Origin of the sequence: Plastoroseomonas arctica, from assembly GCF_018128965.1 — a bacterium.
GTDB classification, from domain to species: Bacteria; Pseudomonadota; Alphaproteobacteria; order Acetobacterales; family Acetobacteraceae; genus Plastoroseomonas; species Plastoroseomonas arctica.
The window spans coordinates 23,466-47,594 of the sequence record NZ_JAAEDH010000012.1; the positions used below are offsets into that span (position 1 = coordinate 23,466).

At 69.9% G+C, this 24,129-nt stretch carries 23 protein-coding genes; 8 read left to right on the top strand and 15 right to left on the bottom strand.

The genetic code is table 11. The features are described 5' to 3' along the window. Positions 1–173: 173 nt before the first annotated feature. The 3 genes from hflK to GXW79_RS11620 all read left to right on the top strand — a co-directional run bounded on the left by hflK (position 174) and on the right by GXW79_RS11620 (position 3,930). Complete coding sequence (gene hflK / locus GXW79_RS11610; RefSeq protein ID WP_211874555.1) at positions 174–1,388, top strand: FtsH protease activity modulator HflK; 1,215 nt, start codon at positions 174–176, stop codon at positions 1,386–1,388. Then, positions 1,385–2,260 (top strand): protease modulator HflC, encoded by an 876-nt coding sequence (hflC, locus tag GXW79_RS11615; protein WP_211874556.1) that lies wholly within the window; start codon positions 1,385–1,387, stop codon positions 2,258–2,260. The genes hflK and hflC overlap by 4 nt, the downstream gene beginning before the upstream one ends. A gap of 128 nt (positions 2,261–2,388) precedes the next feature. After that, complete coding sequence (locus tag GXW79_RS11620) at positions 2,389–3,930, top strand: DegQ family serine endoprotease (RefSeq protein ID WP_211874557.1); 1,542 nt, start codon at positions 2,389–2,391, stop codon at positions 3,928–3,930. Between the two features lie 19 nt (positions 3,931–3,949). Here the strand turns inward: GXW79_RS11620 and GXW79_RS11625 are convergent, their stop codons facing one another. The 5 genes from GXW79_RS11625 to pdxH all read right to left on the bottom strand — a co-directional run bounded on the left by GXW79_RS11625 (position 3,950) and on the right by pdxH (position 10,477). Next, positions 3,950–6,511 (bottom strand): AsmA family protein, encoded by a 2,562-nt coding sequence (locus GXW79_RS11625; protein WP_211874558.1) that lies wholly within the window; start codon positions 6,509–6,511, stop codon positions 3,950–3,952. A gap of 46 nt (positions 6,512–6,557) precedes the next feature. Further along, positions 6,558–7,265 carry a pirin family protein gene (locus GXW79_RS11630; protein WP_211874559.1) on the bottom strand — a complete coding sequence of 236 codons (708 nt, stop codon included), beginning with the start codon at positions 7,263–7,265 and terminating at the stop codon, positions 6,558–6,560. 211 nt (positions 7,266–7,476) lie between these two features. Continuing rightward, positions 7,477–8,355: a universal stress protein gene (locus GXW79_RS11635; RefSeq protein WP_211874560.1), complete on the bottom strand. Its 879-nt coding sequence runs from the start codon at positions 8,353–8,355 to the stop codon at positions 7,477–7,479. A gap of 98 nt (positions 8,356–8,453) precedes the next feature. Beyond that, positions 8,454–9,893 carry a bifunctional aminoglycoside phosphotransferase/ATP-binding protein gene (locus GXW79_RS11640; RefSeq protein WP_211874561.1) on the bottom strand — a complete coding sequence of 480 codons (1,440 nt, stop codon included), beginning with the start codon at positions 9,891–9,893 and terminating at the stop codon, positions 8,454–8,456. After that, positions 9,890–10,477, bottom strand: a complete 588-nt coding sequence (gene pdxH / locus GXW79_RS11645; RefSeq protein WP_211874562.1) for a pyridoxamine 5'-phosphate oxidase — start codon at positions 10,475–10,477, stop codon at positions 9,890–9,892. The genes GXW79_RS11640 and pdxH overlap by 4 nt, the downstream gene beginning before the upstream one ends. Positions 10,478–10,570: 93 nt before the next feature. On the opposite strand from pdxH, the gene fabI reads away from it, so the two are divergent. From fabI to GXW79_RS11665, 4 genes are all read left to right on the top strand, one after another. Next, entirely contained in the window at positions 10,571–11,413 is an 843-nt protein-coding gene (gene fabI, locus GXW79_RS11650; protein WP_211874563.1) for an enoyl-ACP reductase FabI, read from the top strand. A gap of 29 nt (positions 11,414–11,442) precedes the next feature. Continuing rightward, a complete protein-coding gene (gene aroC, locus GXW79_RS11655) occupies positions 11,443–12,549 on the top strand; it encodes a chorismate synthase (protein ID WP_211874564.1) in 1,107 nt (368 codons plus the stop codon). A gap of 147 nt (positions 12,550–12,696) precedes the next feature. Further along, positions 12,697–13,881, top strand: coding sequence for a hypothetical protein (locus GXW79_RS11660; protein WP_408901554.1), 1,185 nt, complete (start codon positions 12,697–12,699; stop codon positions 13,879–13,881). A 112-nt stretch (positions 13,882–13,993) separates the two neighbouring features. Beyond that, on the top strand, positions 13,994–14,140 hold the full coding sequence (locus tag GXW79_RS11665; protein WP_211874566.1) for a peptide chain release factor 1: 147 nt from the start codon (positions 13,994–13,996) through the stop codon (positions 14,138–14,140). On the opposite strand, the gene GXW79_RS11670 is transcribed toward GXW79_RS11665, so the two are convergent. The 8 genes from GXW79_RS11670 to miaA all read right to left on the bottom strand — a co-directional run bounded on the left by GXW79_RS11670 (position 14,128) and on the right by miaA (position 21,751). After that, positions 14,128–14,868: a TlyA family RNA methyltransferase gene (locus GXW79_RS11670; protein ID WP_211874567.1), complete on the bottom strand. Its 741-nt coding sequence runs from the start codon at positions 14,866–14,868 to the stop codon at positions 14,128–14,130. The genes GXW79_RS11665 and GXW79_RS11670 overlap by 13 nt on opposite strands. 66 nt (positions 14,869–14,934) lie before the next feature. Beyond that, complete coding sequence (locus GXW79_RS11675) at positions 14,935–15,558, bottom strand: SOUL family heme-binding protein (protein ID WP_246503942.1); 624 nt, start codon at positions 15,556–15,558, stop codon at positions 14,935–14,937. Between the two features lie 37 nt (positions 15,559–15,595). Then, positions 15,596–16,222 (bottom strand): hypothetical protein, encoded by a 627-nt coding sequence (locus GXW79_RS11680; RefSeq protein WP_211874568.1) that lies wholly within the window; start codon positions 16,220–16,222, stop codon positions 15,596–15,598. A gap of 9 nt (positions 16,223–16,231) precedes the next feature. Next, entirely contained in the window at positions 16,232–17,251 is a 1,020-nt protein-coding gene (locus GXW79_RS11685; protein WP_211874569.1) for a zinc-binding metallopeptidase family protein, read from the bottom strand. A gap of 96 nt (positions 17,252–17,347) precedes the next feature. After that, complete coding sequence (gene ilvC / locus GXW79_RS11690; RefSeq protein WP_211874570.1) at positions 17,348–18,364, bottom strand: ketol-acid reductoisomerase; 1,017 nt, start codon at positions 18,362–18,364, stop codon at positions 17,348–17,350. Between the two features lie 43 nt (positions 18,365–18,407). Next, a complete protein-coding gene (gene ilvN / locus GXW79_RS11695; protein ID WP_211874571.1) occupies positions 18,408–18,917 on the bottom strand; it encodes an acetolactate synthase small subunit in 510 nt (169 codons plus the stop codon). Between the two features lie 4 nt (positions 18,918–18,921). Beyond that, positions 18,922–20,709 carry an acetolactate synthase 3 large subunit gene (locus tag GXW79_RS11700; protein WP_211874572.1) on the bottom strand — a complete coding sequence of 596 codons (1,788 nt, stop codon included), beginning with the start codon at positions 20,707–20,709 and terminating at the stop codon, positions 18,922–18,924. A gap of 58 nt (positions 20,710–20,767) precedes the next feature. Then, entirely contained in the window at positions 20,768–21,751 is a 984-nt protein-coding gene (gene miaA / locus GXW79_RS11705; protein ID WP_211874651.1) for a tRNA (adenosine(37)-N6)-dimethylallyltransferase MiaA, read from the bottom strand. Between the two features lie 26 nt (positions 21,752–21,777). Between miaA and serB the strand changes: the two genes are divergently transcribed. Next, positions 21,778–22,668 (top strand): phosphoserine phosphatase SerB, encoded by an 891-nt coding sequence (gene serB / locus GXW79_RS11710; RefSeq protein ID WP_211874573.1) that lies wholly within the window; start codon positions 21,778–21,780, stop codon positions 22,666–22,668. Here the strand turns inward: serB and GXW79_RS11715 are convergent. Together GXW79_RS11715 and GXW79_RS11720 are read right to left on the bottom strand one after the other, a co-directional pair. Further along, entirely contained in the window at positions 22,665–23,138 is a 474-nt protein-coding gene (locus tag GXW79_RS11715) for a GlcG/HbpS family heme-binding protein (protein WP_211874574.1), read from the bottom strand. The two genes, serB and GXW79_RS11715, sit on opposite strands and share 4 nt — an antisense overlap. Before the next feature lie 65 nt (positions 23,139–23,203). After that, on the bottom strand, positions 23,204–24,109 hold the full coding sequence (locus tag GXW79_RS11720; protein ID WP_211874575.1) for an EamA family transporter: 906 nt from the start codon (positions 24,107–24,109) through the stop codon (positions 23,204–23,206). Positions 24,110–24,129: the final 20 nt, after the last annotated feature.

Here is a 24,129-nt window from a genome sequence, read left to right on the forward strand (position 1 = left end):
GTCCCTTTGATGACCCGCGCCCTACATGGTGGGGCGCGACCAGACAATCACCCCATCGGTCACACCGCACGCGGTTGACGCAACGGGCTTCCGCTGGAACACCAGCGCCATACTAGGCCGCTTGCCCGCACAGGGGCCGGCGGCCAACGACGAGAGCGGAGAGACACGGCCCGATGCCCTGGAACAACAGCGGCGGCAACAGCCCCTGGGGCAATCCGCGCCCGCAGGGCCCCTGGGGTGCGCCGCCCCCGCCCGGCGGCAACAACCAGGGCGGCGGCAGCGGCCGCGGCCCGGACCTCGACGACCTGATCCGCCAGGCGCAGGACACGGTGCGCCGCTTTCTGCCCCGGCGCGGCGGCGGCAAGGGTCTTGGGCTGCTCGCCATCCTGCTGATCGGCGGCTGGGGCCTCACCGGCTTCTACCGCGTGGAGCCGGACGAGGTCGGCGTCGTGACCCGCTTCGGGGCCTTCACCGGGCGCCTCGCGCCCTCGGGCCTCAATTATCACCTGCCCTGGCCGATCGAGGCGGCGGCGACGCCGCGCGTCACCACCGAGAACCAGATCTTTATCGGCTTCCGCCCGAGCGATCCCGCCGCGACCCGTGCCGTCGCGGTCCGCGACGTGCTCGAGGAATCGCTGATGCTCACCGGCGACGAGAACATCATCGACATCGACTTCGTGGTGCGCTGGCGCATCCGCGATGCCGGCGAGTTCCTGTTCAACACGCGCAATGTCGAGCAGACCATCAAGTCCGCCGCCGAGAGCGTGATGCGCGAGGTCATCGGCCGCACGCCGATCCAGCCGGCACTCACCGAGGCGCGCGGACAGATCGCCGAATCCGTGCGTCTGGGCACCCAGACCATCCTCGACCAGTATCGCGCAGGCGTCATCGTGACCTCGGTCGAGCTGCAGAAGGTCGACCCGCCGGCCGCCGTCATCGACGCGTTCCGTGACGTGCAACGCGCGAACGCCGACCGCGAGCGCCAGCGCAACGAGGCCGAGGGCTACCGCAACGGCATCATCCCCGCCGCCCGCGGCGAGGCCGAGCAGATGATCCAGGCCGCGACCGGCTTCCGCGACAGCCAGACCGCGCGTGCGCGTGGTGAAGCCGGGCGCTTCATCGCCGTGCTCACCGCCTACCAGGCCGCGCAGGACATCACCGTGCGCCGCATGTATCTCGAGACGATGGAGGAAATCCTCCGCCGCAATCCGACCGTGCTGGTCGATGACCGGCTGCAGGGCCTGGTGCCCTTCCTGCAGCTCAACGACCAGGGCGCCCCGCGCACGCCGAGCGCGCGCCCGGGCGAACCCGGCACGCGGCCACCGCCGCTGCCCATCGCACCCACCGGTGCGCTGATGAACACACGCCCGCCGGGGGCCACACGATGAGCCGTTCCATCGCCGCGATCGGCTTCATCGCCATCGCGCTTCTCATCCTCGCCACGTCCTTCTTCACGGTGCACCAGACGCAGCACGTGCTGGTCACGCGCCTGGGCGAACCGGTGCGCGTGATCAGCACGCCGGGCCTGCAGATGAAGATCCCGTTCATCGAGACGGTGATCTCCTTCGACCGCCGCCTGCTCGACTTCGACGCGCAGGGCACCGAGGTGATCCTGGGCGACCAGCGCCGGCTCGTGGTCGACAGCTTCACGCGCTATCGCATCACCGATCCGCTGCGCTTCTTCCAGGCCTCCGGCGGCACCGAGGGCGGCATCCGCCTGCGCCTGCAGCCGATCGTCTCCTCCGCGATCCGCAACGTGCTCGGCAACGAGCCGCTGCTTGCGGTGCTCTCGACCGAGCGTGCCCGCGTCATGGGCGAGATCCGCAACCGGGTGAACGAGCAGGCGCTCGGCTTCGGCCTCGAAGTGGTCGATCTGCGCATCCGCCGCGCCGACCTGCCCGAGGAGAACACGCAGGCCATTCTCAGCCGCATGCAGTCCGAGCGCGAGCGCGTCGCGCGCGAGGCCCGCGCCGAGGGCGCCGAGCAGGCGCAGCGCATCCGGGCTAATGCGGATCGCGAACGGACGGTGCTGATCGCCGAGGCGCAATCCTCCTCGGAAATCCTGCGCGGCGAAGGCGAGCGCGAGGCCATCCGCATCTTCGCCGAGGCCTTCCAGCGTGACCCGGTCTTCTACCAGTTCTATCGGACCATGCAGGCGTATCGCGAAGCCTTTTCCGGCGGAGAGACGCGCCTGATCCTGACGCCGGACAGCGAGTTCTTCCGCTACCTGCGCGAAAGCCCCGCCGGCAACGCGCGCTGATTGCGCCGGGGGCGGTAACGCCCCCGGCTGCGCGGCGCCGGTGTCACGCTTCGTTGCAGCGCAAACCTCTTCCCCTGGGCGCCGCGGCGCACAATTGTAACGTCGCCAACAAACCGAGGTGGCCACCCTTGCGCATTTCCCCGATCGCCGTCGCCCTTGCCCTCGCCTTCACGGGTGTCGCCCACGCGCAACCGGCCCCAGCGCCGAACGCGGCGCAGCCCGCGCCGCTGCCCAACGCGCCGCAAAGCTTCGCACCGCTCGCGCGGCAATTGCTGCCGGCGGTGGTGAACATCTCCACCTCGCAGAACGTGCAGGCGCGCGCCGGCCGGCCGGATGCGCCTGAGACGCCGCAGGCGCCGCCGGGCAGCCCGTTCGAGGAATTCTTCCGCGACTTCTTCAACCGCAATCGTCCGCCAGGTGCGCCGGGCGCGCCGGGCGCACCCGGCCCCGATGCGCAGCGCCCGCGCCGCGCGCAGTCCCTGGGTTCGGGCTTCATCATCGACACCTCGGGCCTGGTGGTCACCAACAACCACGTCATCGATGGCGCCGACGAGATCAACGTAATTTTGGCGGACAACACCTCGATCCGCGCCGAGCTCGTCGGCACGGATACGCGCACCGACATCGCGGTGCTGCGCATCCGCACGGACCGCACGTTGACCGCGGTGCCCTGGGGCAATTCGGACGAGGCCAGCGTCGGCGACTGGGTGCTGGCGATCGGCAATCCGTTCGGCCTGGGTGGGACGATGACGGCTGGCATCGTCTCGGCCCGTGGCCGCGACATCCGCCAGGGCCTCTATGATGATTTCATCCAGACCGATGCCGCCATCAATCGCGGCAATTCGGGCGGCCCGCTGTTCAACATGCGCGGCGAAGTCGTGGGCATCAACACGGCGATCTACTCCCCGACCGGCGGGTCGATCGGCATCGGCTTTTCCATCCCGTCGAACCTCGCGCGCAACATCGCCTCGCAGCTCGCCGATGGTGGCCGCGTGCGGCGCGGCTGGCTCGGCGTGAACATCCAGCAGGTGACCGACGAGATCGCCGAGAGCCTGCGCGTCCCCGGTGGCACGCGCGGCGCGCTGATCGCGCGTGCGCAGGAAGGTGGGCCGGCGGCGGCCGCCGGCATCCGCAGCGGCGACGTGGTGCTGCGCTTCAACGGTGCCGAGGTGCGCGACATGCGCTCGCTGCCGCGCATCGTGGCCGACACCCGCGTCGGCAGCACCGCGCCGGTCGTCATCTGGCGCGATGGCCGCGAGGAAACCGTCACCATCACGGTGGGTGAGCTTCCCGCCGAGCAGGCTGCCGCTGCGAGCACGCCCGCGACACCGCCCGGCCAGCCGCCGCGCCCGGCGGAACTTGCCGGCCTTGGCCTGCGCGTCGCCCCGATCTCGGCCGAGCTGCGCGAGCGCTTCTCGCTGCGTGCCGAGCAGCGTGGTGTCGTCATCGTCGAAGTGGCACCCGACAGCCCGGGCGCCGAGCGCGACCTTCGCGCCGGCGACGTGATCGTCGAGGTCCAGCAGGAGCGCGTGAACACGGTCGCCGAATTGCAGGAGCGCATCGAGCGCCTGCGCCGGCAGAACCGGCCGAGCGCACTGCTGCTGGTCGAAAGCGGCCAAGGCCAGCGCTTCGTCCCGCTCCGGCTCGGCATCCCGCGCCCGGCGCAGTAAGGCATGGCGCGGCGCGCGCTTAGCGGCGCGCGCCGCCCAGCAATCCGCGCAGGATATCGACGGCGTTCGGTGCGCGCGGTGCGTCCGAGCTGCCGACTGGCGGTGCAGGGGTCGGTGCTGGTGCCGTCGGCGCCGTACCTTGCCGGCCACCGCGGGCTGCCAGCAGCGCGGCGCCGCAGTCGGGCAGGGCAGGATTGCCGCCGCCCAGCGCCTCGGCGGCGCCTTCCAGCGTGCGGTCCGGGGTGCGCTGGGCACCGAGCAGGGCGCCCAGCCCGGCCGCTGCCGCCGCGGCGGCATCGATCCGCCCCAGGCGAGGTGCGGTCAGTGTGCCCGAGATGGGCACCGGGGCGCGCAGGTTGATGATCGCCGTGCGCAGATCCGGCAGCATGCGCAGGTCGATGCGCTCGTCGCCCAGGTTGACGGTGCCGGTGGCGCCGATCCGTCCCAACGAGGTCTCGGCCAGGAAGGTCTCGGCGCGCAGGATCCCGCGCGCGGCCGGGGCGCGTAGGGCCAGGCATCTCAGCGGCAAGCCCTCCGGCGGGACGCCCTGCGGCACCAGCACCCGGATCAGGTCGGGCGGGATGCCGGCGAGCATGGACGGCGCGATGCGCCCATCCACGAGCGCCAGGCCGATGAAGCCGTCGAGCGAGGCGGCCAGGGCACGCGTATTCGATCCGGCGCCGCTGAGCGCCAGATCCACGTCGAGGCGGCCATTGCCGAGCCGGTCGCCGACCGCCGCCCGCAATGCCGCGAGGTCCAGCCCCTCGGCATGCAAGGCGAGGCGCATGGCTGGCGGCGCGACGCTCGCATCCACGCCAATGCTGCCCGCAATGGGACCGCCAGGCGAGGTCGCCGTGATCGGATCGAGCAGCAGCCGGCCCTCGCGCAGCACCAGATGCGTCGTGACGGCGCGCAGCGGCAGCTCCGCACCAAGGATCAGCGTGCTGATGGTGAGCTGCAGATCCGCATCCGCGCCGCGCAGCGAATCGACGTTCAGCGCCACGTCCGGGATGACGCGGCGTGGCCCGGGGGCGGGCGGTGCCGCCGCGGCGGGTTGCGCCGGCGCCACCGGAACCGTGGCCGGCGTTGCCGGTGCGGTCGTCGGCGCCGAACCGGTCGCCCCTGTGAGATCAAGCCGTTCGGAGGCGAGCGTTCCCGAGATGCCAAAACGCGCACCTAGAGCCAGCGTCACCGCGCCGGCGACATCGCCGGCGCTGCTCGTCGCGCGCAGGTCGGCGATCGCGACCTGTCCCGGCGCCGGGATCGTCACCCGTCCGGCGGCGGTCAGGTCGCGCAACGGCGGGACCCGCACACCGGCCAGCGCGCCGAATGCGGCGGCATCGGGGATGCGCGCCGTCATGGCCAGATCCAGGCCCGCGCCCGTGAACACTACGCCGCTCATCCCCTGCGCCCGGACCTCGGCATTCGCCGCGGCCAGCGTCAGGTCGACCGGCATGGAAGCATCCGGCGACGCCTGCTGAAGCACAACGAGCGTGCCGGCCGTTCCGCGCAGCGTCAGCGGCGTGGTACCGAGCATCGCCTCGGCTGTCAGGCTGATGGGCGCGTCGCTCGCCTCGGCCAACATTGCCAGCCGTCGCAGCGCCAGGCCGGGCCGCAGCGCCCCGAGATCGACGCCGCCGATGCCGAGGCGCAAGCCGTCGATCACCGGCGCCCCCGCCACCTCATGCGCCGTAAGGCGGAAGGTGACGTCGGCGCCCGGTGGCAACGCGGAGAGCCGCGGCAGCAGCGCGGCCAGGCGATCCGTCCGGTCGAGCGTGCCCTCCGCGGTCCCGCGCCAGCCGCGCAGGCGGGCCGGCTCGCTCGCCTCGCCCTCAATGGCGAGGGTGGCGCCCTCGGCGTCCAGCGCCAGCCGCAGCGGCCAGGGCGCGACCGGCGCCATGAAGCCGGCGATGGTCCCGCTCTCGCCCTGCAGGCGGATCGCGGTGCCGTTGACGGTGACGCGCGCTTCATGCGCCAGCCGCTGCCCGGAGGCGCGGGTCGCGAGGCGTTCGATCAGCAGGGTATGCGCGGTACCGGTCGCCCCGTCGCGATAGATGACGCTGCCGCCGGTGAGCGTGAGCGCGCGCAGGCCGAAGGCCATCCCGGCGCTGGGCTCCCGCGGTGGTGCGGGCACGCTGTCCGCGGGTGGCGGGCCAGGCGGGCGGTTCGCCGCGAACAGCCAGTTCGGCCGTCCCTCAGCATCGGTCTCCAGCAGCAGATGCGGCTCGACCAAAGTGAGGCTGCGGATGTCGATCTCGCGCGAGAGCAGCGGCAGCAGCGCGAGGCGCAACTCGATGCGCCGGGCGGTCAGCATCTCAGGCGCCGACCCACCGGGTGCATTGGCCAGCGCGATGTCGTCGATGGCGATGGTGGGCACGATGGAGGTGGTGAACGAGATCGGCCCGCTGAGCGTGAGGCGCCGTCCCGTCGCTGATTCCACGGCCGCGGTGATGCGCGGCTTCAGCGCCTCGGTATCGAGCGTGAGGACCAGGACCGTCGCACTCGCAACCGGCAACAGCAGGATGATCGCGAGGACGATCAGCAGGCGGCGCCAGATCCGGCGTGGTGTGGCTTGCGGCATCGGCGACCCCTTCTTCGCCTGAAGATGGGGTCGCCGCGTCGCGATGTCAGGCGGCGATCTCGACCAGGACGAGTTCAGCATCCTCCTGCGCGGTAATTGCGATTTCGCGCTCATCGCGGATCGCCGCACCGTCGCGGGCCTGGAGCGCGACGCCGTTCACGGTCACGGCACCCGTCGCCGGCACCAGGTAGGCGGCGCGGCCGGGGGAGAACAGCTGCGTCAGGGTCTGGCCCTTCTTCAGCGTCGTCGCCATCACCGCCGCATTGGCGTTGATGTGCAACGCGTCGCCCGCGGCATCCTCGGGCCGACCGGAGGCCAGCACCTCGAAGCCGCCTTCGCGCGTCGTCTTCGGGAAGGCCTTGGCACCCCAGCTGGGCTTGGCGCCGCGCTCATCCGTCTCGATCCAGATCTGGAAGAGGCGGGTTGTCACCTTCTCCTTGTTGTACTCGGCGTGGACGACGCCGCTGCCCGCCGACATCACCTGCACGTCGCCGGCTTCGGTGCGGCCTTCGTTGCCGAGGCTGTCCTGGTGGGTGATCGCGCCTTCGCGGACATAGGTGATGATTTCCATGTCGCGGTGGGGATGCGGGTCGAAGCCCTTTCCGGCGGCGATCTCGTCATCGTTCCAGACGCGCAGCTTGCCCCAGGAGTCGCGGGCGGTGTTGCGGTAGTGGCCGAAGGAGAAATGATGGTTGGCGTTGAGCCAGCCGAAATTGGCCTTGCCGAGGCTGGCGAATGGGCGGTGCTCGATCATGGGTCTGTCTCCGATGCCGCCTATGGGGCGGCGTTGCGGATGAGATAGGGCGCCGGGTGCAGGCTCGCCATAGCGGCCCGGCGATGGCCGTAATGGCGTGCCGGTGATGACGCCGTCGAGCCGCCAACGCCACGAACACCAAAAATCAAGAATGAAAGAACGGGGCCGGGGAAATTCCTTACCCCGGCCTTCTTCCTTGCTCAATGCGCTCCTAGCGGCACATCAGAACGGGAATATCCGCATTCTCCAGCACGTGCCTCGTCACCCCGCCCAGGATCAGCTGGCGCAGGCGCGAATGGCTGTACCCGCCCATAACCAGAAGGTCGGCGGCGAAGTCGCGCGTGGCGCCGAGCAGCCCCGCACCCACTTCGCGCGTCATCGGCTTGAAGGTGGTGATTTCGGCGGCGATGCCGTGCCAGCGCAGGTATGTCTGGATACCCTCCGCGGGCGGGCCGCGGCGCTGGTATTCGGCAGCCGTGAGGATGCGCACCGCATTCGCCTTGTGCAGCCAGGGCAGGGCGGCGGCGACGGCGGCCGCACTTTCGGCGGTGCCGTTCCAGGCGATGCAGACCCGACTGCCGATTTCGGCGGGCGCCTCTCGCGGCGCGATCAGCACGGGACGGCCGGAGTCGAACAGAACGGCGTGCAGCGCGTCGGAGGAGGAGACATCCTCGCCGGCCTCGGGGTGCGGCACCACGGCGATGTCGTAGAGGCGCGATTGCTGCGCCACGACCTCTTCCTCACGCCCGGCGACGGAGGAGAAGGACAGCGTCGGCGCGTCGGCCTTGGCGGCGGTGTCCGGGTCCTCGGCGAGGGTCACGCCGGAGGCGGCGGAGGCAAAGCGCTCGAACAGGCCGCGCACGCGGCCGGCGCGGTCGCCGCTTTCGCGTTCGGTCGCAGCCATCATCTCCTCGATCATCGCGCCCGACAGGCCTTCGCCCGCGAGCGGGGCCACGTCGCGCGCATCCACGCGCACATGCAGGCAGTGGACATGGGCGTGCCAGATGCGCGCGGTGATCAGCGCGGTGGCGAGCGCCGATTCACCCGCGGCGGTGCCGGTGAGCGGCAGCAGCAGACGACGATAGGCCATGGCGATGCTCCCGTTGGGCGAGTGTGCGCGACTATCGCGAGAGGTGCGCGGCAAAGGCAAGCGTTTCGCAGTATACCATCGTGTCGCCGCATCCGCGATCACCCTGGCACGAGCGCGAGCGCCTTGGTGAGAAGTGCCGGATCCAGCGCATCGACGCGGTGCCAGGCGATGGCGCCGGGATCGGCGGCCGCGGTCCGCGCGAGGACCGCGGCATCGGCATCCGACGCATCCCCGCGCCGCGCCGCAATGCGCGCCTGCAGCACGGGCAGCGGCGCCTCCAGCCACAGCCCGGTGAATACCGCGCCGGCGCGCCGTGCCGTTGCCTCGATCTCCGCACGCATGGCCGGGTCGTACCAGACCGCGTCTGCGACGACGCCATGCCCCGCCGCCAGCGCCGCGCCGGCTGCGGCGAACAGGTCCGCGTGCACCTTCGCCGATGCCTCGGGCCGGTAGGACTCAGGCGGCAACCTGGTCTCCGGCGCGACGCCGTGCTGGCGCTTCCTGATCTCGTCGGATCGCAGCAGCAGGGCGCCGGGCGCGGCGCCGATCGCCGGCGCCAGCGCGCGGGCCAGGTGGGACTTGCCGGTGCCCTGCAGCCCGCCGATCGCGACCAGGTGCTGCGGGCGCGGCTCCAGGTAGTCGAGGGCGGCCTTGCGATACGCCTCGGAGGGATGGCCGCGCCGGGCTTCCACATGTGCGCGGATCAGCGCGCGCAGCGACAGGAAGATCGGCAGCGCGGCCAGGAACCCGCCGTCGCCCGTCACGGCCACGTAGCGGTTCAGCACGCGGTTCGCCGCCGCCCGGCCGTGGCGATGCTCGAGGTCCATGAGCAGGAAGGCGAGGTCGTATCCGGTGTCGATGGTGGCCAGCTCCTCGTCGAATTCGAGTGCGTCGAAGGGCGTGGGCCGTCCGTCGAGCAGGCAGAGATTGGCCAGATGCAGGTCGCCATGGCAGCGGCGGAAAAACCCCTGCGCGACGCGGGCACGCAGCAGGGGCGCGACGGCGGCAAGCATGGCCTCCGGCCGCCATTCGTCGAGTGCGAGGCCCACCGCAAGTCCGGCCGCTCGATTGCCCTCGATGACCCGTTGCATGGCGGCGGGGGCATCGCCCGCGCGGCGCGGTGCGGCCGCGTGCAGCGCGGCGACCGCATCGGCGATGGCGTCCAGCATCTCGGGCGGGATTTCCTCCATCACATCGAGGAAGGTTCCGGGCGCGAGGGGTGCCATGCGCAGCACCCATTCGAGTGCCTCGCCCTCGCCGCCCAGGCGCAAGCCGCCACCGGGTGCGCGGGTCACCGCGACCACGTCGCGGTACAGCGCCGGCGCGGTTGGCGCGTTGAGCGCCAGTTCGCGGCGGCAGAACGCCTCCCGCGACCCAAGGGTCGAGAAATCGAGGAAGCCGAGAGCGACGGCCTTCTTCATCTTCAGCGCCTCGGCCGCACCCACGTAGACCGCGCTGATATGCGTCTCGATCGGCGTTGCGCCGGTGTGGCGGGCGAGGAACGCCGCCACCTCGGCCTGCGACGCCGGGATGGTCACGGATACAGCGCTTCGATCGACCAGCCTTCGGAAGCGCGATGGAAGACGCGGCGCTCATGCAGGCGGAAGGGCATGTCGCGCCAGAACTCGATGCGCGACGGCACCACCCGGAAGCCGGACCAGAAGTCGGGGCGGGGGATCTCGCCGATCGGGTATGTCATGGTGATCTCCGCCACCCGCTTCTCCAGTGCGAAGCGCGACTCGAGCGGGCGCGACTGCCGGCTGGCCCAGGCGCCGATCCGCGAGCCGCGCGCGCGGGAGGCGTAGTAGGCATCGGCCTCCGCGGCGGTCACGGCCTCCACCTGGCCCTCGACCCGGACGGAGCGCGCCAGCGTCTTCCAGTGGAAGCAGAGTGCGGCCTGCGGGTTGGCCGCCAGCTCCCCGCCCTTGCGGCTTTCGAGGTTGGTGTAGAAGACGAATCCGCGCGCATCGACATCCTTGAGCAGCACCATCCGCGCCGACGGCGCGCCGGTCGCCGTGCTGGTCGCCAGGCACATCGCGTTGGGGTCGTTGGGCTCGGAGGCCGTGGCCTCCGACATCCAGGTGCCAAACAGGGCGATCGGGTCCTCGGTGGTGGGGTCCATGCGGTATCCTGGGTGGCCTTGGGGGGTTGAAGGGGGTATGGCGCATGTGCCACCACACTCCCCGCTCTACAACCAGGCGAGACCTCCGGCGCCATGAATGACGCGACCCCGATGACCTCCCTGCCGACCGGTACGCTGATGCAGGGCCGCCGCGGTCTGATCATGGGCGTGGCGAATGACCGTTCCATCGCCTGGGCGATCGCGCGCGCCGTCGCGGCGCAGGGGGCGGAGCTGGCCTTCACCTATCAGGGCGAGGCGCTGGAGAAGCGCGTCCGGCCGCTGGCGGCGAGCGTGCAGTCCGACATCGTGCTGCCCTGCGATGTCAGCTCGGACGAGGACATGGACCGCGCCTTCGCGGTGCTGGCCGAGAAATGGGGCAAGCTCGATTTCCTGGTCCACGCCATCGGCTTCGCCGACAAGCAGTTCCTGCGTGGCCGCTTCATCGACACGCCGCGCGAGGCGTTTCTCCAGGCGCTCGACATCTCCTGCTATTCCTTCGCCGCTGCCGGACGCCGCGCCGCGGCGATGATGCGCGAGGGCGGGTCGTTGCTGACGCTCAGCTATCTCGGTGCGGAGAAATGGGTGCCGCACTACAACGTCATGGGCGTGGCGAAGGCCGCGCTGGAGGCCTCGGTGCGCTACATGGCGGCCGACCTTGGCCCCGACGGGGTGCGGGTGAACGCGATCAGCGCGGGGCCGATCAAGACGCTGGCGGCGAGCGGGATCGGCGATTTCCGCTACATCTTGAAATGGAACCAGTACAACGCGCCGATGCAGCGCAACGTGACGCTCGACGAAGTGGGCGGGGCGGGGCTGTACCTGCTCTCGCCGCTGTCCACGGGCGTGACGGGCGAGGTGCATCATGTTGATTGCGGCTACCACGTCATCGGGATGAAGCACCCCGACGCGCCGGACCTGACGATCGAGAAGGGCTGAGGTCCGCGCCATCGCGGCCTTCGACGACCATGTCGCACAACACCTTCGGCCACCTGTTCCGCGTCACCACCTGGGGCGAAAGCCATGGGCCGGCGATTGGCTGCGTCGTGGATGGCGTGCCGCCGCGCATCCCGCTCACCGAAGCTGATATCCAGCCCTTTCTCGACCGCCGCCGTCCCGGCCAGAGCAAGTTCGTGACGCAACGGCAGGAGCCCGACGTCGTCCGAATCCTATCCGGCGTCATGGACGGCATGACCACCGGCACGCCCATCGCGCTGCACATCGATAATGAGGACCAGCGCTCCCGCGACTACGGCGAGATCAAGGACCGGTTCCGGCCTGGGCACGCCGACATCACCTATGAGTTGAAATACGGCATGCGCGATTATCGCGGGGGTGGCCGTTCCTCGGCGCGGGAGACCGCGATGCGGGTCGCCGCCGGTGCCATCGCGCGCAAGGTGCTGGGCGCGGGCGTGGTGTTGCGCGGGGCGCTGGTGAATATTGGCGGCGACGCGGTGGACCGGAACCACTGGGATTGGGCAGAGGTCGAGCGCAACGCCTTCTGGTGCCCCGACCCGGTCGCCGCCGCGCGGTGGGAGGCGATGCTGCTGGAGGCGCGCAAGGCCGGCTCCTCGCTCGGCGCGATCATCGAGATCGAGGCGACCGGCGTCCCGCCCGGCCTCGGCGCGCCGATCTATGCGAAGCTCGATGCTGACATCGCCGGCGCGCTGATGGGTATCAACGCGGTCAAGGGTGTCGAGATCGGTGACGGCTTTGCCGCCGCTGCGCTGTCCGGCGAAGGCAATGCGGACGAGATGCGCATGGAGCCCGATGGCCGCGTGCGGTTCGAATCCAATCATGCTGGCGGCATCCTGGGCGGGATTTCGACCGGGCAGCCCATCGTCGCGCGCTTCGTGGTGAAGCCCACCTCCTCGATCCTGACGCCGCGGCGGTCCGTCGATCGCGCGGGCAGGGACGTCGAGATCGTTACCAAGGGTCGGCACGACCCGTGTGTCGGCATCCGCGCGGTCCCGGTGGGTGAGGCCATGCTCGCCTGCGTGCTGGCCGACCACCTGCTGCGCCACCGCGCGCAGAACCCGGACGCGCCGGACGTGGCACGGCTTCCACGAAACTGACGCATCCGTGAATACTTGACGGCTGCACTCGGACAAGCGAACATTCTGTTGCAAAGCAACATGGCGTCGTGACGTCGCGTGCCGGGGCAATCCCGGTGACGCGGTCGGCGGTGTCATGGTCAGCAAGGAAGATCCGCAGTGGACGACATGCCGCCCGCAGGCCAGGCGCTTTCCGGCTTTCTCCGGCTTTGTGGGACTCGCGTGTTCGAGAAACGGCTCACGGAGCTGGGCCGGCGCACGCAATCGGGTGCCTTGCAGGGCCGCGCGGCCCAGCAGCGCCATGCGTTGGAATTCGCCCTCGCCCGCGTCGCCGACCCGCGCACGCCGAACCGGGCGAGCCTCGCCGAGCGCCGCATTGGGGATTTCGCCCGCGGCGTGACCGCACTCGCGACATCCCTGCCGCCCATCGCGCGCCGCCGCCTGAAGGACCAGGTCGAGGCGGCGCTGCAGGGAGAGGCGACCCTGGTGCCGCTGTTCCACCTCGTCCGCACCGCCGCCCTGCACAAGGCGCGCGGATTTACCGTGCGCTTCTGCGGCCTGCTCGACGAGGCGCCGTTCGACCTCACCATCGCGCGCGACGGCGTCGAGGCGGAGATCGCATGCGAGACCATCTCCGCCGAGGAAGGCCGGCCGCTGCACAAGGGCGACTGGTACGCGCTGGTCGACCGGATCAATCCCGAGCTGCAGACCTGGCTCGCGGCGCATCCGGGCCGCTATCTTCTCAAGATGACGCTGCCCGAGGGTGTGAGCTCGGGCCAGCAGCTGGCCGAGTTGCACCGGCGCATCTCCGACCTGCTTCAGGCGGAGAAGCGCCAGGACCACAGCGCCGGCGCCGTGCTGAAGCTTGATCCCCTGGTGCTCGCCGGGGCGCAGGCCGCGCCCGGTCTTTCGGCGCAGCTGCGCGCCCAGTTCGGGCGCGAAGCGCATCTCGCCGTCACCACGTCGGCCGAGGGGCGCGGAGTCTTCGTCATGGCAGCACGGGCCGGGCGCGAGGATGAGATTTCCGCCGCCGTGTGCCGACGCATGGCGATGGCGGCGCCCACGCGCCTGTCCGGGCGCAAGCCGGGCATCCTGGCGATGTTCCTCGACGACCTCGACCGTGCCGAATGGCGGGCGCTGCGCTCCACACTGGAACTTGAAGGAGCGGCGCGCCGCTTCCTGACGGACCCGGCGGCGCGGCCGCTTGTTGCGATCACCTGCGCCTCGCGCATGGAGCTTTATGGCCTTGCGGAGCCCGATTCGGCGCCGGGCGGCGAGCTGCGCTTCCGCAATCCGCTGCACCCGGCGGCCAAGAACGCGGCGCTGGCGGCGGCGGTCACGTCTTCGGTGTAGTGCCACAATCCTGAAACCGCCCTGACACCGGCGCGTTTCCGTCATGTTCATCACTGCATATTCAGTCTGACGGAATGGCGTGCGGCCCCCGACGCAAAGGATTTGTCTGGCCATGAGCGAGCTGGTTGTTGATCGGAAGCGCGAGGAAAAGCTCGCGGAGATCGAGCGCCTGCTGAACGACCCCGAGGCGGAGATGGACGCGCATCGCGTCTGGGCTCTCCTGGCCGAGGTTGCGCGCCCCGCGGTTCATCCCCGGTAGAGTGCGCCGATCAGGAACTCCCGGTTTCCTTCCGGCCCGGTGATCGGGCTTTCGGTGATGCCGAGCACGCGCCAGCCCGGCAGAGATGACCACCACGCCTCAATGGCGGCGCAGACCTCCGCATGGATCGCGGGGTCGCGCACGACACCACCCTTACCAACTTTGCTTGGTCCTGCCTCGAACTGCGGCTTGATCAGCGCGCAGGCGAAGGCGCCTGGTGCGGCCAGGGCAAGGGCGGCCGGCAGCACCACGCGCAGGCCGATGAACGCGGCGTCGCACACGATCGCATCGATGGGGTCGGGGATCAGGTCGCGCGTCAGGTGACGCGCGTTGGTGCGCTCCAGCACACTCACCCGCGGATCGTTGCGAAGCTTCCAATCCAACTGTCCGTTTCCAACATCCACGGCATAGACGTGGCGCGCGCCGTGATGCAGCAGCACGTCGGTGAAGCCGCCGGTCGAAGCCCCGATGTCGAGGGCCGTGCGCCTGGTCGCATCGAAGCCGAAATGCGCAAGGCCATGGTCGAGCTTGAGCCCGCCGCGCGATACCCAGGGATGGTCCTGGCCGCGCAGCGTGAGCGGCGTCTCGGCCGTGACCTGATGGCCCGCCTTGTCGATCCGCAGCTCCCCGGAAAACACTTTCCCCGCCAGGATCAGCGCCTGGGCGCGGGTGCGGGTCTCGACGAGGCCGCGTTCGACGAGCGCCTGGTCCGCGCGCAGCTTCGCCATCAGGAACCGGTGCGCGCCGGGGGCATGGTCGTCATCGCCGGACGCTGACGGTGCGCGGCCGAACGGTCAATCGGCGGCCTGCACAGCCACCGCGATCTCGTTGCGGCGGAGCGGCGGCAACGTCCAGGGCGGATCGTAGAACCAGGAGAACGGCTCGCCCGCGACGCGCCACCTGGTCGCCGGGAGCTCGGCGAACAGGCGCCGGCGCGCCGCGGCCACGGCCTCGGGGCCGGTGCTGCCGGCATAGCGCAGCACGGCGACCGTCTCGGCCGGCACCGTGACGATCCTCACCCGGTCATCGAGCGGCACCGGCGGCGTGCGGAGTGCTGCGGGCAGGAAGAAGCGGATGCGGAAGCCGCCGCCGGCCTGCGGTAGCTGCGCGACGGGCGCCGTCATCGCGATGCGCGTGGGCTCCTGCGCGACGGGCGCGGTCATTGCGATCCGCTGCTCGCCGGAATTGCCGCCGAAGATGTAGCGGGCGAGGCGATTGAATCCTTCGTTGCGGCTCGCCGTCTCGTCGGCCTCCACCATCGTCTCGGCGGCAAGCCTGGGTGCATAGCGGCGGATCTCGATGTCGCCGAAGCGGGCGAGGCTCTCGAAGGCCGGCTCCTCGGTGCCCGACCTCACCCCGACCACGGAGCAGGCCCCGAGGACCACCGCCGACACGCCGGCCGCCAGTTTCTGCAGCATCGAAGCCCCTCCATCACCGGCGCCATATGGGGCGGGTTCAGGCCGCCGCCATCGCCGCGGCCAGGCCGATTGCCGGGGATGTGAGCGGCACCCGGCCCCGGCACAAGGCGGCGGCGGGTGCCATGGAGGCCTGGGCGAGCGCCACCTCGGTCGCACCGGCGGCGTATGCGGCCTCGGCCGCCGCCGCGATCAGCCCGTGATAGGTGGCAAGGTCGCCCGCTTTGCGCGCATTCCAGGCGCCGGCGACCAAGCTGACCTCCAGGGTCGCGCCGGTCTTCGCCGCCGCTGTCGCGAACAGCGCCTCGGTCGGTGCCAGCGTGGTCGCGACGGTGCACAGCACCGCCACGCGGCCGCCATCCCGCGTCGCAGCCTGGGCCAGCGCGGCATCCACGCGCAGGCAGGGGATGGGCGAGGCGATGCCCTCGACCGAGGGGCCGAGCGTCGAGCAGGTCAGCAACACCACCTCCACATCCGCCTCGCAGGCGAGGGCGAACAGCGCGTCGCGCGTCGCATCGCGGATGGGTGGGGTCAGCCCGCCTGCGGCTTCGGCAGCGGCCAGCAGGTCCGGGCGCGCGACATGGACAAGCCGCGCACCGGGCGGGCAGGCAGCGTCGAACAGCGCGATGTTGGATTCGGCGCTGTGCAGGCAGGCGATGAGCGTCATGCAGGCAGGCTACACCGGATTGCGCGGCCCATGCACCAGCGCCTGGATGAAGGCGAGCTTCTGCACCACGCTCGGCGACAGCACGAATGGGTAGAGGTCTGGCGCGCCCATGCAGCGGTTGAGGCTGTTCATCGCCGCGGTCAGCGGGACCCAGGCAGCGATCACCCGCTGGATCTTCGTCTCCGCATAGGGGTCGAAAACAGCGGAGGTGGTCAGCGCGCCGCTATCATCCGCATCGGGATGGATGCCGATGCCGAAGGACTGCGCCATCTCCAGCGTGTCCACGATGTGCAGGTAATGCGCCCAGGTCTCGGCGAAATCCTCCCAGGCGTGGCTGGTGGCGTAGCTGGAGACGAAATCGCCCTGCCAGTCCGGAGGCGGGCCCTGTTCGTAGTGGCGCTTCAGCGCCGCATCGTAGTCTTCGCTGTCGTCGCCGAAGAGTTCGCGGCATCGGGCGAGCTGGTCGGGGTTGTCGCGGACCAGGCGATCCCAGAAATAATGCCCCGATTCATGGCGGAAATGACCCAGGATCGTCCGGTACGGCTCGCCCATGGCGGAACGCCGGCGGGTGCGCTCGGTATCGTCCGCCTCGGAGAGGGCGAGGGTGATGAGGCCGTCATCATGGCTGGTCATCACCGGCTCGGCCGTGTCGGCGAGAATGTTGAAGGCGAGGCCGTTCACCGCATCCTCGATGCGCGTGGGCATCGGCAGGTCCAGGCGGAGGAAGCTGTACATCGCGCGGCGCTGGGCTTCCTGGATCTTGCGCCAATCGGCGAGGTGCGCCGGGTCGTCGAGGTTCGGGATGGTCTGGTTGTGGCGGCATGACCGGCAATAGGCGTCGGTGGTGCCCTCCGGGACGAACCAGTTGCACGCCGCGAGGCCGGCATTTTCGCAGACCAGCCGCGAGGGCTCGATCGCGTGAAAGGCATTGTCGTCTGGCTGGTATGCGAGCGCGGTGCCGCAGGCGACGCAGGCCGAGTTTTCGAAATAGACCGGCTGGGCGCAGGTCGGGCAGGCGAAGAGGCGCATGGGGGGAGGCTCCGTAAACCGTGTTCACAACGGAGCGCCAGCGCGGCGGTTGCGAAGGCGGGGGGAAAAGAATTCCCCCGCGCCTGTTTGGGGAGGTCAGTTCCGGGCCTTGTCGACCAGCGCGCCCTTGGTGATCCAGGGCATCATGGCGCGCAGCTTCGCACCCACTTCCTCGATCGGGTGTTCGGCCAGGCGGCGACGGGTGGCCTTGAAGGAGGCCTGGTTCACCTTGTTCTCCAGCATCCAGTCGCGGGCGAATTTGCCGGATTGGATGTCGGTGAGAACGCGCTTCATCTCGGCCTTGGTCTCGGGCGTGATGATGCGGGGGCCGGTGACGTATTCGCCGTATTCGGCGGTGTTGGAGATCGAGTAGTTCATGTTGGCGATGCCGCCCTCATAGATGAGGTCGACAATCAGCTTCACCTCATGCAGGCACTCGAAATAGGCCATCTCGGGGGCGTAGCCGGCTTCGCAGAGCGTCTCAAAGCCCGCCTTGATGAGTTCGACGAGGCCGCCGCAGAGGACGGCCTGCTCGCCGAACAGGTCGGTTTCGCATTCCTCCTTGAAGGTGGTCTCGATGACGCCGGAGCGGCCGCCGCCGATGGCGGAGGCGTAGGAGAGGGCGATTTCGAGGGCGTTGCCGGAGGGGTTCTGGTTCACGGCGACGAGGCACGGCACGCCGCCGCCCTTGAGGTATTCGCCGCGAACCGTGTGGCCGGGCCCCTTGGGCGCGATCATGAAGACGTCGATGTCGGCGCGCGGGTCGAGCAGGTTGAAGTGCACGTTGAGGCCATGGGCGAAGGCGAGGGCCGCGCCGGGCTTCATGTTGGCGTGCAGGCTCTCGCGGTAGAGGTCGCCCTGGCCTTCATCGGGGGTCAGCACCATGACCACATCGGCCCAGGCGGCGGCCTCGGCGGGGGGCAGGACCTTGAAGCCGGCGGCCTCGGCCTTCTGGGCGCTGCCGCCGGGGCGGAGGCCGATGACGACATCATTCACGCCGGAATCGCGCATGTTCATGGCATGGGCATGGCCCTGGGAGCCGAAGCCGATGACCGCGACCTTCTTGGCCTTGATCAGGTTCACGTCGGCGTCGCGGTCGTAGTAAACGCGCATGATTGCGCTCTCCTTTGTTCGTTAGTCTCGGGTGGGCGTGGTGTTACAGGCTGCGCGCACCGCGCGCGATGGCGACGGCGCCGGTGCGGGAAATCTCGGCAAGGCCGAGCGGGCGCATCAGCGCGCAGAAAGCGTCGATTTTCTCCGCACTGCCGGTCATCTCGAACACCGCGCTCTCGGGCGTGGCGTCCACCACCCGCGCGCGGAATGCATCGGCGAGACGCAGCGCCTCCATCCGTCCCTCGCCGCGGCCGACCACCTTGATGAGTGCGAGCTCGCGCACGAGGTGCGGGCCTTCCAGGGCCAGGTCGCTGACCTTGTGAACTGGGACCAAGCGGTCGAGCTGGGCCTTGATCTGGTCGATGATCATCTCCGTCCCCGTCGTCACGATGGTGATGCGTGACAGGCGGCGCAGCTCATCGACCGGGGCCACGGTCAGGGATTCAATGTTGTAGCCGCGGCCGGAGAACAGGCCGATCACGCGCGCCAGCACCCCGGCCTCGTTCTCGACCAGCACGGCGATCGTCGCCGTGCGCTGCAAGGTCTCGCTCATCGGATCACACCAGCACCTTGCCTTCGTCGGTCACACCCGCGACGCCACCCTCCTGGTCGGGGCCGAGGATCATCTCGTTGTGCGCCGCACCCGAGGGGATCATCGGAAAGCAGTTCTCATCCTTGGCGACGCAGATGTCGGCGATGACGGGTCCATCATGGGCGATCATCTCGCGGATGACGCCGTCGAGGTCCGATGCATCCGTCGCGCGCAGGCCCTTGGCGTGGAAGCTTTCGGCGAGCTTCACGAAATCGGGCAGGGCGGCGGAGTAGCTTTCCGAATAGCGGCCGCCATGCAGCAGCTCCTGCCACTGGCGCACCATGCCCATGTATTCGTTGTTCAGGATGAACACCTTCACCGGCAGCCGGTACTGCGCGAGCGTGCCCATCTCCTGGATGTTCATCAGGATCGAAGCCTCGCCGGCGATGTCGATGACCAGTGCGTCGGCGTGCGCGATCTGCACGCCCATCGCGGCCGGCAGGCCATAGCCCATGGTGCCCAGGCCGCCCGAGGTCATCCAGCGGTTCGGCTTCTGAAACCCAAAGTACTGCGCGGCCCACATCTGGTGCTGGCCGACCTCGGTGGTGATGAAGGTCTCGCGACCCAGTTCGCGGGTGATTTCGTAGAGGCGCTTGACCGCGTGCTGCGGCTTGATGATGCGGCCTTCCTGGCGGTAGCGCAGGCAATCCTTGCCGCGCCAATCCTCGATGATGCGCCACCAGGCGGCCAGCGCCGGCTTGTCCTGCGGGGTCTCGTCGGCGCGCCACGCAGCGATCATCGCGGCGAGGATGGCGCCGGCGTCGCCTACGATCGGCACATCGACCTTGACGTTCTTGTTGATCGAGGAGGGGTCGATGTCCGCATGGATCTTCTTCGAGTGCGGCGAGAAATGGCTCAGCTTGCCGGTCACGCGATCATCGAAGCGTGCGCCGATGTTCAGCATCACGTCGCAGCCATGCATCACGAGGTTCGCCTCGTAGGTGCCGTGCATCCCGAGCATTCCCAGGAACTGCTTGTCGTCGGAGGAGAAGGCGCCCAGGCCCATCAGCGTGTTGGTCACCGGGAAGCCGGTGAGGTGGGCCAGTTCCGTCAGCAGGTGCGAGGCCTCAGGGCCGGCATTGATGACGCCGCCGCCGGCATAGATCACCGGGCGCTTGGCACCCTTCAGAAGTGCTACCGCGCGGCGGATCGCACCCGCATCGGGCTGCGTCACGGGGCGGTAGCTGCGGTGCTCGGCGGTCGCGGCCTCCACATAGGGGGCCTTGGCGATCAGGATGTCCTTGGGCAGGTCGATCACGACCGGGCCCGGTCGGCCGGAGCGCGCGACGTAGAAGGCCTCGTGCACCGTCCGCGCGAGGTCGGCGGATTTCTTGACCAGGTAGTTGTGCTTCGTCGCGGGACGCGTGATGCCGGTGGTGTCCGCCTCCTGGAAGGCGTCATTGCCGATCAGGTGCGTCGGCACCTGGCCGGTCAGGCAGACCAGCGGGATGGAATCCATCAGCGCGTCGAGCAAGCCGGTCACCGCATTGGTCGCGCCGGGGCCGGAGGTCACCAGCACGCAGCCGACCTTGCCAGTCGAGCGCGCATAGCCCTCGGCCGCATGCACCGCGGCCTGCTCGTGGCGCACCAGGATGTGGCGGATGGCGTTCTGCTGGAACAGCGCGTCGTAGATCGGCAGCACCGCGCCGCCGGGATAACCGAAGATGACCTCGACACCCTGCTCCTTGAGCGCGCGCAGGACGACTTCGGCGCCGTTGAGCGTCAGGGTTTCGGCGGGCGTTGCGTTGGTCATGCGTCTGGCTTTCCTCGTAACCTGCCCCCGGGCAATCGCCTGGGGAAGGCGCGCAGCCTTAGACCCCTGACCAGGGGGCGTCAACGAAGCTTTGCAGAAATGCGAAGAATTGTGCCCGATCGCTTTCTGAAAATTGCGCAAGACCCGCGTATCGCGCATTGATCCTATGCGTTGCGGCTGGGTCGGCCAGTTCCTGGTGCCGGAACCAGGTGGCTTGGCGCTTGGTGTACTGCCCGGTGTTGAGGATGGCGCGGGCGCTTGCCGCCTCGATCGTCATGGTCCCGGCGAAGTGGGCGGCGAGCTCCGGCACGCCGTGCGCGCGCATCGCCGGCAGGGCCGGGTCCAGGCCGCGCGCGACAAGCTGCCGCACCTCGTCGATTGCGCCGGTCGCCAGCATCGTGCCCCAGCGCCCGGCGATGGCGTCGCGAAGTGTCGTGCGCGGCGGGTCGAGCAGGACCGCCGCGAAACGCCACGGCGCCGGCGCATCGCAAGCCATGGCCTGCCAGGCGGCAATGCCTTGGCCGGTGGCGACAAGCACCTCCCAGGCGCGGGCGATGCGCTGGCTGTCGGAGGGGCGCAGCGTCGCCGCGCTGTCCGGATCGCGGGCCGCTAGCCGGGCGTGCATCGCCGCAGGACCTTCGTTGGCGAGCAAGTCACGCGCCGCGCTGCGCACCTCGTCCGGGATGGCGGGCATGGGCGCGATGCCCGCTCGCAGCGCGCGCAGATACAGGCCGGTGCCGCCGCACAGGATCGGCACTCGCCCGGCCGCCCGCGCCGCGGCCATCGCCTCCAGCGCGGCGGCGCGCCACCAGGCAACGGAAGCGGCCTCCGCCGCATCGCGCACGCCGTAGAGCGCATGCGGCACAAGCGCTTCCTCCTCCGGGGTCGGCCGCGCAGTCAGCACGCGCAGATCGCCATAGACCTGCATGGAATCGGCATTGATGACAGTGCCGCCGACCCGCTGCGCGATCTCGATCGCCAGCGCCGACTTCCCGGAGGCGGTCGGCCCGGCGACGATCAGCGCCCAAGGTTGATCCGTCATCATCGCGCGTGCATACGCCCATTCCCATGGATCATGTGCTGACCCTCATCGCCGCGCCGGGCGCCCTCACCGTCGAACATCTCAATACGGTCCGCGCGGCGCTGCGCGCCATCGCGGCCGAAGCCGGCAGTCCCGACTGGCTCGCCGAGGCGGAAGCCGCCGACATCCCGTTCCGTGCCATCAGCCCCGACCTCGCGGGCGCCGCCGCCCGGCACGCTTTGGACGAGGCTCCGGTCGACGCCATCGCGCAGCCGCTGGAGCAGCGCCGCAAGCGCCTGCTGGTCGCCGACATGGACAGCACCATCGTCACCTCCGAGACGCTCGACGAGCTGGCCGCCTATGCCGGCCTGAAGGAGAAGATCGCCGCGATCACCAAGCGCTCGATGAATGGCGAGCTCGATTTTGCCGAGGCGCTGCGCCTGCGCGTGGGCATGCTCAAGGGCCTGTCCACCGAGGCGCTGGAGCGCACCTGGGAGGCCACCGCGCTGACGCCGGGGGCCGCGACGCTCATCGCCACCATGCGCGCCGATGGCGCCTTCTGCTGTCTCGCCTCGGGCGGTTTCACCTTCTTCACCGGACGCGTCGCGGCGCAGATCGGCTTTGACATGCACGTCTCGAACATCCTGCTCAAAGAGGACGGCAAGCTCACCGGCACGGTGGCCGAGCCGATCTTCGACCGCGACGCCAAGCTCACGACGCTCAAGCGCCTCGCCGCAGAGAGGGGCCTGCCGCTGGCAGCGACGCTCGCAGTGGGCGACGGCGCCAACGACCTCGCGATGATCCAAGCTGCGGGGTTGGGCGTCGCGTTCCGCGCGAAGCCTGTGGTCGCGGCGGCGGCGCGCGCGCGGGTCGATCACGGCGACCTGCACGCGCTGCTGTTCGCGCAGGGGTATCGCCGGGCCGAATTCGCCGCCTAGGCGGCGACGGGGTCGCCAGTCTCGGGCACCAGGCCGGCGGCGTGGATGCCGGCGACCGCGCAGACCTCATCCTTGTCCGAGGCATCGCCCGAGACGCCCACCGCGCCCAGCACTTCGCCCTCGGGCGACTTGATCAGCACGCCACCGGCGACCGGCACCGCGCGCCCGCCGGCGAGGTCCGACAGCGCGTTGGTGAAGCCGGGCACGCCGGTCGAGCGCCGCGCCAGCTCGCGCGTCCCAAAACCCAGCGCCATGGCGCCGAACGCCTTGCCCTCGGCGATCTGCGGCCGCATCAGCGAGGCGCCATCCTCGCGCAGCATCGCTTTGAGGTGGCCGCCGGCATCGAGCACCACGACGGTGAGCGGGGCGAGCGACAGCTCGCGCCCCTTGGCCAGCGTCTCCTGCGCGATGATCAGCGCGGCGCTGAGGCCGACGCCGTGATGGAAGCCGGAAGGTGCCGTATGGGCCATGAGGGTCGCTCCGCTGGTGTTCGCGTCTCTCTGCCCTGGACCGGCATCCCCGTGAAGCCCCTACCTCAGCGGCCGACCAGCACGATGACGACGCCCAGCACCACCGCCAGTGCCCCAAAAATGTCGCTGCGTGTGGGCGCCTCGCGCAGGTAGAATCGGCTGAACAGAAGGGTGAAGATGATCTCCACCTGCCCCACCGCGCGCACCAGCGCGACCGGCGCGAGGGCAAATCCCGTGAACCAGCAGCAGGATCCGCAGGCGGAGAGCGCGCCGACCTTGGCGCTGTCGCGCCAGGTGGAGAAGACCGCGCGGATCTGCCCCGGCTCGCGCACCAGCAGGTAGCTGCCCTGCATCACCGTCTGCATCGCGTTGGTGACGACCAGCGTCTCGATCGCGCTCAACACGATGTCCGGCCCGACCAGCGATTGCGTCGCCGACTTGATCACGACGGAGGTGAGCGCGAAGCAGAACCCCGCGCTCAGGCCGCACAGCGCCGCCGGCTGGATGGTGGCGCGCAGCGCCTCGCCGAGGCTTCCCACGCGGCCGGCGAGCGAGAGGTACAACGTGCCGCTGACGCAGATTGCGATTCCCAGCCAGGACACCGCGGAGAGCAATTCCCCCAGCAGGATCAGCGCGAGGACCGCGCCCTGTACTGCTTCGGTCTTGGCATAGGCGGTGCCCACCGCGAAGCCGCGGAAGCCGAAGGCCATGATGAGCAGGTTGGTGCCGAGGATCTGCAGCAAACCGCCGCCCGCGCAGTAGATCAGGAACCACAGGTTCGGCGAAGACAGCGCGCCGCCGAACACCGCGAGATAGGCGCCCAGGATGGCGAACCCCACCGGCACGCCATAGAGGTAGCGCACCACCCCCGCGCCATTGATCGAAAGCTGCCCGCGGAGCCGCTGTTGGAGCGCCGTGCGCCAGGTCTGGAAGAACGCTGCCAGCAGCGTCGCGGCGAGCCAGAGGGACATGCCTCCGCGATACCGCGTTG

Coding starts and splice junctions, on each gene's coding strand:
- GXW79_RS11685 (WP_211874569.1), bottom strand. CDS start 17,251: ATGCGCCTCTTCGCCTGCCCGACCTGCGCCCAGCCGGTCTATTTCGAA.
- GXW79_RS11625 (WP_211874558.1), bottom strand. CDS start 6,511: ATGCCGCAAGCCACACCACGCCGGATCTGGCGCCGCCTGCTGATCGTC.
- hflC (WP_211874556.1), top strand. CDS start 1,385: ATGAGCCGTTCCATCGCCGCGATCGGCTTCATCGCCATCGCGCTTCTC.
- GXW79_RS11665 (WP_211874566.1), top strand. CDS start 13,994: ATGAGCGAGCTGGTTGTTGATCGGAAGCGCGAGGAAAAGCTCGCGGAG.
- GXW79_RS11675 (WP_246503942.1), bottom strand. CDS start 15,558: ATGCTGCAGAAACTGGCGGCCGGCGTGTCGGCGGTGGTCCTCGGGGCC.
- pdxH (WP_211874562.1), bottom strand. CDS start 10,477: ATGGACCCCACCACCGAGGACCCGATCGCCCTGTTTGGCACCTGGATG.
- GXW79_RS11680 (WP_211874568.1), bottom strand. CDS start 16,222: ATGACGCTCATCGCCTGCCTGCACAGCGCCGAATCCAACATCGCGCTG.
- miaA (WP_211874651.1), bottom strand. CDS start 21,751: ATGACGGATCAACCTTGGGCGCTGATCGTCGCCGGGCCGACCGCCTCC.
- ilvC (WP_211874570.1), bottom strand. CDS start 18,364: ATGCGCGTTTACTACGACCGCGACGCCGACGTGAACCTGATCAAGGCC.
- GXW79_RS11715 (WP_211874574.1), bottom strand. CDS start 23,138: ATGGCCCATACGGCACCTTCCGGCTTCCATCACGGCGTCGGCCTCAGC.
- GXW79_RS11700 (WP_211874572.1), bottom strand. CDS start 20,709: ATGACCAACGCAACGCCCGCCGAAACCCTGACGCTCAACGGCGCCGAA.
- fabI (WP_211874563.1), top strand. CDS start 10,571: ATGAATGACGCGACCCCGATGACCTCCCTGCCGACCGGTACGCTGATG.
- GXW79_RS11670 (WP_211874567.1), bottom strand. CDS start 14,868: ATGGCGAAGCTGCGCGCGGACCAGGCGCTCGTCGAACGCGGCCTCGTC.
- GXW79_RS11630 (WP_211874559.1), bottom strand. CDS start 7,265: ATGATCGAGCACCGCCCATTCGCCAGCCTCGGCAAGGCCAATTTCGGC.
- aroC (WP_211874564.1), top strand. CDS start 11,443: ATGTCGCACAACACCTTCGGCCACCTGTTCCGCGTCACCACCTGGGGC.
- serB (WP_211874573.1), top strand. CDS start 21,778: ATGGATCATGTGCTGACCCTCATCGCCGCGCCGGGCGCCCTCACCGTC.
- ilvN (WP_211874571.1), bottom strand. CDS start 18,917: ATGAGCGAGACCTTGCAGCGCACGGCGACGATCGCCGTGCTGGTCGAG.
- GXW79_RS11660 (WP_408901554.1), top strand. CDS start 12,697: ATGCCGCCCGCAGGCCAGGCGCTTTCCGGCTTTCTCCGGCTTTGTGGG.
- GXW79_RS11635 (WP_211874560.1), bottom strand. CDS start 8,355: ATGGCCTATCGTCGTCTGCTGCTGCCGCTCACCGGCACCGCCGCGGGT.
- hflK (WP_211874555.1), top strand. CDS start 174: ATGCCCTGGAACAACAGCGGCGGCAACAGCCCCTGGGGCAATCCGCGC.
- GXW79_RS11720 (WP_211874575.1), bottom strand. CDS start 24,109: ATGTCCCTCTGGCTCGCCGCGACGCTGCTGGCAGCGTTCTTCCAGACC.